We start from the raw sequence: 8596 nt of genomic DNA, 5'->3' as shown, positions 1-8596 counted from the left end.
CTATGCTGGGTTAAAAAATTATTGGCTGGCTCTATATTTAATATTTAAAGGTATAGTTCACCCGCCTATGAACTATTGCTGCCTAGGCCTAAAAAAGATTATTTGTTGATTATCATTTGGCGTTAAGTGCACGCTCTCTAATTGCAGAACCACAAGTTTAGGGTGAGTGATAAGTTTCAGAAATTGTCTCTATAAAGGACGTTAGAATAATGCGGTAGTTATTCAAAAGGGTTATGTCTTCCGTCTAATTGTTATGATTTTCCTCGCTTAACCACGATAGAAATTAGAAATTGACTATTTGTCTATGAAAGATATAGTCACAATAAGGCAATTTAATCTATCTATATGAGATATATGGAAAAATACTGCAATTCGGAATATTCTTTAGCCGTTATTTCCGAGCTAATAGGCCAAATATACCAAGCAGGCTTAGACGGTCAATGGGCTAATGTCATGGAGCGTCTTCGACATATCACCCACTCAAACAAAGCCATTTTTTTTCTACAAAAGTTAGACCAACCTCGTCCTATCGGCTTTGAGGTTACAACAAACTTTGATTACGACCCTATGATTTTGCAAGAATATTTATCCAGCACCCTTGATGATCCCTATCTCCAAATTACTGGTCATTTATCAGAAGGCGAAGCGATTTATATTAATGAACATTTGGATGCAAACTCCCTGATTGAGTCAGATTTCTATCAACGCATTATGTTACCTATGAAGTCTCACTATGCATTAGGAGGCTGCTTGGTAAGAGATGGAGTATATGAGTCCATCTATTCAATCAATAGAGGCCCTGATGATGCGGCTTACGATTCAAACGATTTTGAGTTAATTCAATTACTCACCCCACATCTCAGCCGAGCCACACAAATTTACAAAGACTTGACTCTATACAAGCGATATTCGTCTATTAGTAAGAGCATACTTGACCAATCTGATAAAGGCCTTTTGGTTTGCGATGAGAGCGGGCGAATTCTACTTGCCAATTTATTTGCTAATCAAGAACTGGAAGAGCATGAAGATATTAAAGTTATTGATCAACATTTAACGTTGGCTCCCTCTGCATATCAAATGCGACTAAAACAATGTTTGATACAATGCTTAAATCAACCACACGCATTTGGTGAACAAGAATCTATTTTACTTGAGCGCTCGGATGGTGAAACTCTATTAGTGAGCATAGCTCCACTGACTCGAGGTTCAGAGTTTATGGATATTGATCAGCCCTGTTGCTTAGTCACTTTAACCAAACAAAACGCAGTGCGCTGGCCGACATTGATAAAACAATATGGTTTAACCCCTAAAGAATTACTGCTAATTCAGGCGATTAACCGCAAGAAAAAGTTGCAACAACTCACTATAGAAATGGGGGTTACGTACAACACACTCGCCACCCACTTAAAAGCGATTTACAAAAAGATGGGCATTCACTCACAAGCTGAATTAATGGCTAACTTAGGTCTATTTCGTTCTTAATTTACTGAGCATCTCACCTATTTAGGTGAGGCGGTTTGTTTTACAAATTAAAGAGCTTCGTCTTTTTATAATAGATTAGGTGATTGAATTTATTATATTTTATTTGTGTGGAATGATTCTTGATAGGAGTCGCCTTAATAAAAAATCAGAAAAAGCGCCCACCTTATGTCAAAATTGAGTTTCCTCATTTTTACCTGTTTATTTTTAACCTCATGTGGTGGGGGCGGTTCAGATTCCAGTGGGAACTCTGGAGGCTCAAATCCACCAGCTAATAAGATACCAACAGTTAGCGCAGGTAATGATCAAACTGTCGACGAACAAACTAATGTGACGTTAAGTGGAACCGCTGCTGACTCTGATGGGACAATTTCAAGTTACAGCTGGACACAAACAGGGGGTACAACAGTTACCCTTGGTAACAACACAACAGCAAGCGCTAGCTTTACCGCCCCAGATATTAATGCTGATGAAACGTTAACGTTTAAACTCACAGTTACAGACAATGGTGGCGCTAAGGCAAATGATTCTATCAGCATAATTGTCAAGCGAGTTAACGAGTTACCAACAGTCAACGCAGGTAATGATCAAACTGTTGATGAACAAACTAGTGTGACCTTAACTGGATCCGCCGCTGACTCTGATGGTTCAGTTGCAAGTTACAGCTGGACACAAACAGCGGGTACAACAGTTACACTCAACAATGCTAATACGGCTACTGCAGGATTTACCGCCCCAGAAATTAACTCCAATGAAACGCTAACTTTCCAACTAACCGTTTCAGATAATGATGGTGCATCAACTTCTGATCATGTGGATATCAACATTCTTACGCTTGTTGCAAATACGGTAAATAAAACGATTTACAATAATTCTAAAGTCATATTATCAGTAAATGAAGTCGATACTACCGGTGTAGAGATAAATGACAGCGATACAAGTTTTTTATGGACTCAAACTTCGGGCGAAACAGTTGAGATAGAAAACCCCAACGCAATGATTACCTCTTTTACTGCACCCAACGTTGAATCCAATTTATCGTTTAAATTGAAGGCCTCAGACAACAAGGGTAATGACTCAGAAGGTTCTGTTACTATCTCTGTTAAAGCTAAGGATTGGATTTCATGTCCAGAAGTAAGTAAAGCAGATACAGTTAATCTTAAAGGTCTGTGGCGAAATACAAATATTTTGGTAGGCACTTGGACATCTTTCTGGGATGACGAAGATGGCTATGTAGAAAGTGAAGTTAATGCTACGTTTTGTCAAAATGGTACTTTGCTAAGACAAGTCAAAGGGGAAGATACTATTTCTAATAATGCACGCTGGCTTATTGATGACTTCGGTGGATTACATATTTTTGAAATAGATAAGCAGCCCAATTATGACCCTAATTTAGTTGAGAATCGAAAATGGGCGGATTTAATATATGAAGTCTCATCTTCTATATTAATCTCTACTTGTGGTGACAGTAATGGTGATTTATTAAATGAAACTGGTGGCTATAATGATTGCTCGCAAGATGATGTTTGGGGAAATTTGAAACAAGTATCAGCAGTACCGTTAACAGAAAAGTTATTCGACCCGAAATATCTAGACGGCTATTGGCTAAGTTTAAACTCAACAAAAAGAGTTATTCATTGTAAATTAGACCAAGGAGAGTGTATTTATTTAAATGCGAGCCTGAATCGTTTTGGCCTAATTAATATGCCTTCAACAATTGGACTACCCTCATTTGTAAATTTAGTTTCAGAAGGTGACATGTTATATGGGCAATCCAGATGGATGAAATTTGAACTAGATACATCTGAGTTTATAAATTGGCTTTGGCCTGATAATACAATAGCGCTAACAAGTGAAAATTCGTTTATATCATACACTAATAATGAGCCTGGCTCTGTGTTAGATGGGCTCAATATAGTTACACCAGGAGACCTAGCCAGCGAGTACGTTAGAATTAACGAGGATGATTCTTTTTCAATAGAACAAATATGGGACAATACAAATAAAGATATTTCCGTAGGATTTAACGTAGAAGTACCGGGAACGTACCGATTTTTGAATACTGCTTCTGGAAATATGTATTTAGTTGATATTACTAATAATATTGTTTTAAATTTATTTGAAACAGGAACAACTGAAAAAAGTATTGATTTAAATAGTGGAAGGCATATTTTATACCCTGATTTTTCTCAAACATTTACGCCTTTTGTTACTCAAACAACAATAGCCCCTCAGAGTCCATCTAATTCAGTAGGGAGTATCGTAAGTGATAAATATGCCTCTGCAGAATTAGCGTCTTGTAATTTTGGATATATATCTCAGTGTCCGGTTGGTGTTCAATGTTCATTGGGTACTATTTGCTATGTTCCAACGTTGAAAGGGATTTGGAGTCGAGACGATGGACGGACTGTTGAATGCCTGAGCGATTTGGGACCTTGTGTCTATAAATCCCTCGGCAGTGACTTATCAAAAATCAATAATATGCCCAACATACTAGGCTTACCTATGCTGACAAATATCACCTTGAAAGGCGGTACATATTACACTGCAGAAGCAAGACTTATAAATCATAGAACCTATGACTTTGATTCATTTGAATGGGGCGAGAGTTTTATAGATCTAATGGAAGCAAATAAATTTAAAACAGGTTCGGGAATTTATACTAAACAAGAATGATGCTTAATCAATAACTTAGGTGTTTAACGGGAGGGGCCTTGAAAGTCCTCCCGACTCGTTTTCGAAAGCGCTGTTTACATGAGGTTTGGTAATTTGAAAGGCTTATTTTGTCACGTATAGTTCATGATTTTTTTAAAATATAAGGAATAGATAAACAATGAAAACAGTCTTACTTGCTTTAATTTTATTAGTATTTTCTATGCAAATTTTTGCAGAAAAATCACCTGATACAATAAAAAAAATTGTCTTGTCTGAAAAATCATATCGAATTTCTAATCAAATAAAAGAACTTAATCATCAGGAATATATTTTTTATCCCAACGATCAAGTCGCTGTTTTATCATGGTTTGACATGAGAGGTAATTCAGCGGGCAATCCTGTCCTCAATCGGGGCAGTTGGAAATATATAAGTGACAGCGAGATTGTTGTTCAAATAGAATTCCCCGGTTCAGATTATGGACAACGCTTTATTTATCAAAATAGCTATTTCAAAGTTACAGACATTGGCATTAGTTTAAGTCTCATTAGGGTTTTAGACGGTGCCGGTAAAACTTTAGATGAATACCCTCAGAATAACAGCTTGTATTCACTTGGCGAGCTTTATGGCCCTCAGCGGTTTAAAGTTCGTTATCCTAAAACTAACAGTTATGACCTTGATTTTGTAGTTTCTAACGATATGCAAAAGTATCCGTTTAGAATGATTGAATAATACTAATTTTAATAAAATTATTTTGTTAATTGATTGACGGTAAAGGTGTAAATAAAAATTGCGGAATAACTTTATCGCAAATTATACCGAATAATTTAACGATAGAGCGGCGGTCTATAAACTAAAAAGTTTAAACTGACTTTTAGAATAAAAAAGAGTTGAAAATATGAAACGATACGCTAATCAAATTATTGTGCTGTTATTCATCATCCTGTTAGGTGCATGTGGTGGCGGTTCAGATTCTGGTGGTAACTCGGGTGGCTCAAATCCACCTGCTAACAAGATACCAACAGTCAATGCTGGTAATGAACAAACTGTCGACGAACAAACTAATGTGACGTTAAGTGGAACCGCCGCTGACTCTGATGGTTCAATCTCAAGTTACAGCTGGACACAAACAGGGGGTACTACCGTTACCCTTAGTAACAACACAACAGCAAGCGCTAGCTTTACAGCACCTGATATTAATGTTGATGAAACATTAACGTTTAAGCTCACAGTTACTGACAATGATGGCGCTAACGCAAATGATTCTGTCAGTATAATTGTCAAGCGAGTTAACGAGTTACCAACAGTCAGCGCAGGCAATGATCAAACGGTAAATGCACTTACCACAGTAAATATTGCTGGTTCGGCAGTTGATCTGGATGGCACCATTAGCAGTGTCAATTGGATGCAAATTTCTGGTACCAATGTTCAAATGGATAATCCATCATCTTTAAATTTCAGTTTTGTTGCCCCAGATGTGAATACAGATGAAACGCTAATATTTCAAGTTACCGCAACAGATGACGATGGAGCAAGTAGTACTGCAACGGTATCTATTTTTGTTATGGCGATTGATACAATCCCCCCTAACACCCCAAGTATTGCATTATTGTACGCCGCTAACATTGATGCCATTTCTTTGTCTTGGAATGAGGTTAGCGACAACAAAACCTTGCAGTCAGGTATCGTCTATCAACTACATTCGTCAACGGAAGTTGGGTTTACCCCATCAGATGCAACTTTACTTGTCGAAGGTGCTAACCTTTTAGAATACAAAGCAATAGGGCTCAATGCTGACACCGAATACTATTTCAAACTGGTCGCTATTGATAGCGCCAATAACAGCAGTAGCAGTGCAGAATATTCCATGCAAACACTACAAACTGCCATCGTTTTGAATGACGATATAGACTTCAAAACCGCCGACGAACTCAAGCTTGGAGCCGTCTCGTTCAACCAAAATACATTAACGTTTAATAAAAATAGCGACGTAATTCTGCCAGCTCTGAATAGTATTATTTATGTTGAGGACAGTAACGCAGCAGGCTACTTGAAACGTGTTGAACAAGTTACTGACTTAGGAAGTATGTATGAAGTTTTAACGTCAGACGCTATGTTGGAAGAAGTGCTAGATATAGGACAAATAGCCTTAAAGGTAGAGTTTCCAACCCTAGGCGACGATATTTTTGCTAACACATCACAAAATCAACCTTTACTTAACTTTTCCAAATCACGGAAATTAGCGGTTAGTCCAATGCGTAAATCGGGCAGCAGTGCAGTCACTTTTTTAAACCAATCTCAAGCAAGCAAGAAAGCATCATTCAAGTGCGAAGATAATCCAGACATGGAATACGAAATCGACCTCTTAAATAAAACGATCACTATAAAAGACAATATATATGGAAACACGGAAGGGGTGGCATCTGAAATGGTCATTACTCTCAAAAAAATAGCTATCGACCCGAAGCTCGACCTCAACTTTGATTGGTCATTTATCCATGGTCTGGATGATTCCCATGTTTTATTTGATTTGAACATCGAATATGAGGCAGAAAATAAGGGTAAATTCTCTACTTCCGCTTTATCTGGTAAATGCAAAGTTATGCTGTTTGAAATCACACGGCCCATTTATTTTTTATTAGGGCCCGTGCCTGTTTACCTAGAGTTAACTCTTGCTCCATCAATTGAACTTAGCGCCCTTATTACGACCGGCTTAGATGTGGAATTTACTGCAAGCAAAACAATTAAAATTCAGGCGGGTACTCGATACAATCAAAATGAAGATAAGTGGACAAGTGTTTCAGATAATTACCAGAGTTTTTCTAACGATTCTATTCCCAAAATAGAGGCTTTCGCAAAAGCCGAAGCCGAGTTGACGTTAGATCCAAAAATTGAACTGACTTTATACAAAGTTCCTGGTTTATACTTGTCTTTAGAGCCACATATTAAACTCGAAGTAGACGCTGAATTCGCTGATTCATTGGCCTATTTGCGAGGTGACGATGCGTTACAACAGACCCAGCTAAGTAAATTAGATTTATCGTATTTTCCCGAATGTAATCTTGGCTGGGAAAAACCGTTTATCCATTCCAAAACCGCGGATTTGGATGTTAAGAGTAATCTTTGCTCATCTTATACTGACGACCCTAAATATTGGTTCGCACTATCAGATATTACACTAGCAAAAGGTAATGAAAACAAAGTAGATCAATTTCATGTTGTTGCCACTGCCACAAACAAAGCCGAAAAAGAATTTGATAAGGGTTCGGTTATTTGGCAAATATTTCCCGAAGATTTAACCATTGAAGCGCTACCAGATGACCCGATGCAGGCCATCGTAAATACCGAAAATGCAACGCACCATGAATACACCATTTTGTTTTCTGGCCAAGAGCAAGGCGTAGAGATTACTCGCAGAACGTCTACAATGGTGTTCCAAAATTCATTTCCCTCTGTAATGAACGTAGAGTATGCAAATACAGTAAAATCAGTGCAAAACGACGCCAATATTTCAATTGGCGAAGGGGAGTTTTATCGGGAGATGACCTGTAAAATTGACGAGTTCACTGTAGGATTTATTGAATACTATAGTGAGCGTTGGGAATTTGATTTTGTGAACAATACTTTGCTTATGAAGTCTGCTTTCAATGAAAATGCGCTCGAGGATGTTACATACGAATTCCCGGCAACTTATAATCCAGAAACACAATCTATCTCCCTCAGTGTTTTCGACCCCAAAAGAGCAGAGGGTGGTGGATATTATTCGCAGGGGACTTGGGATATGGAAATTAGTTATCAGCCAGAAAAAAGTACTGATGAAAGTTTGGTCTTTGAAGGACAAGTCATAGATACCAATACCACATCGTGGGATAGAGATAGCAGAAGTGTAACCTGTCGCCGTACTTGGGATGTATCAATCGTTGGCGTACCTGCTAATTAAAGTAGGTAGCGAAACGTAATCTACTCAAACTTAAAGCAATGCCCGCCAATTGTTAAGGCTGGCATTGTTTTAAGTGGGCAATATATTAGCTGACGAATCCACCTAATCTGAATGAGAAGTATCCACCATCTACTTGATTTAACTAAATGGCTGATAATGAGTTTGTAATGTGATTAGCCTTTTAATCCAGCCTGAATCTCCCGCCACTTAATGATAATATCCTTCATATTCTGATAAGCAACAGGGCCTACTTATGCCTGATATTAAATTTTCTGTGGCGCAAAAAGATCAACTAGTCGAAAAACTTCAGCGTTATTTTAGCCACGAGCTTGATTTTGACTTAGGCCAGTTTGATGGTGAGTTTTTGTTGGACTTTATTTCCAAAGAAATGGGCAGTGTTTACTATAATCAAGGTTTATACGATGCTCAGGCGGTATTAACTGAACGACTCGACAGCCTTACCGATGTCATCTTAGCTCTTGAACAATAGCGCTGAAAATTAAACCTGAGCACTGTGGAATTTT

General features: G+C 38.0%; 5 protein-coding genes. All 5 read left to right on the top strand.

The genetic code is table 11. The features are described from left to right. Window positions 1-354: 354 nt before the first annotated feature. The 5 genes from AX660_RS20215 (at window position 355) to AX660_RS20195 (ending at window position 8562) form a co-directional block, all read left to right on the top strand. Window positions 355-1482: a LuxR C-terminal-related transcriptional regulator gene (locus AX660_RS20215; RefSeq protein ID WP_068381305.1), complete on the top strand. Its 1128-nt coding sequence runs from the start codon at window positions 355-357 to the stop codon at window positions 1480-1482. Between the two features lie 165 nt (window positions 1483-1647). Beyond that, a complete protein-coding gene (locus AX660_RS20210; protein ID WP_068381303.1) occupies window positions 1648-4155 on the top strand; it encodes a PKD domain-containing protein in 2508 nt (835 codons plus the stop codon). A gap of 157 nt (window positions 4156-4312) precedes the next feature. Beyond that, window positions 4313-4864: a hypothetical protein gene (locus AX660_RS20205; protein ID WP_068381301.1), complete on the top strand. Its 552-nt coding sequence runs from the start codon at window positions 4313-4315 to the stop codon at window positions 4862-4864. 166 nt (window positions 4865-5030) lie between these two features. Continuing rightward, window positions 5031-8072, top strand: a complete 3042-nt coding sequence (locus AX660_RS20200) for a PKD domain-containing protein (protein WP_068381299.1) — start codon at window positions 5031-5033, stop codon at window positions 8070-8072. 253 nt (window positions 8073-8325) lie between these two features. Continuing rightward, complete coding sequence (locus tag AX660_RS20195) at window positions 8326-8562, top strand: DUF2164 domain-containing protein (protein WP_068381297.1); 237 nt, start codon at window positions 8326-8328, stop codon at window positions 8560-8562. Window positions 8563-8596 lie beyond the last annotated feature (34 nt).

It is taken from the genome of Paraglaciecola hydrolytica (genome assembly GCF_001565895.1).
Classification (GTDB): Bacteria; Pseudomonadota; Gammaproteobacteria; order Enterobacterales; family Alteromonadaceae; genus Paraglaciecola; species Paraglaciecola hydrolytica.
The sequence above is the reverse complement of the archived record's forward strand: the minus strand, read 5'-3'. Positions and strand labels throughout refer to the sequence as shown.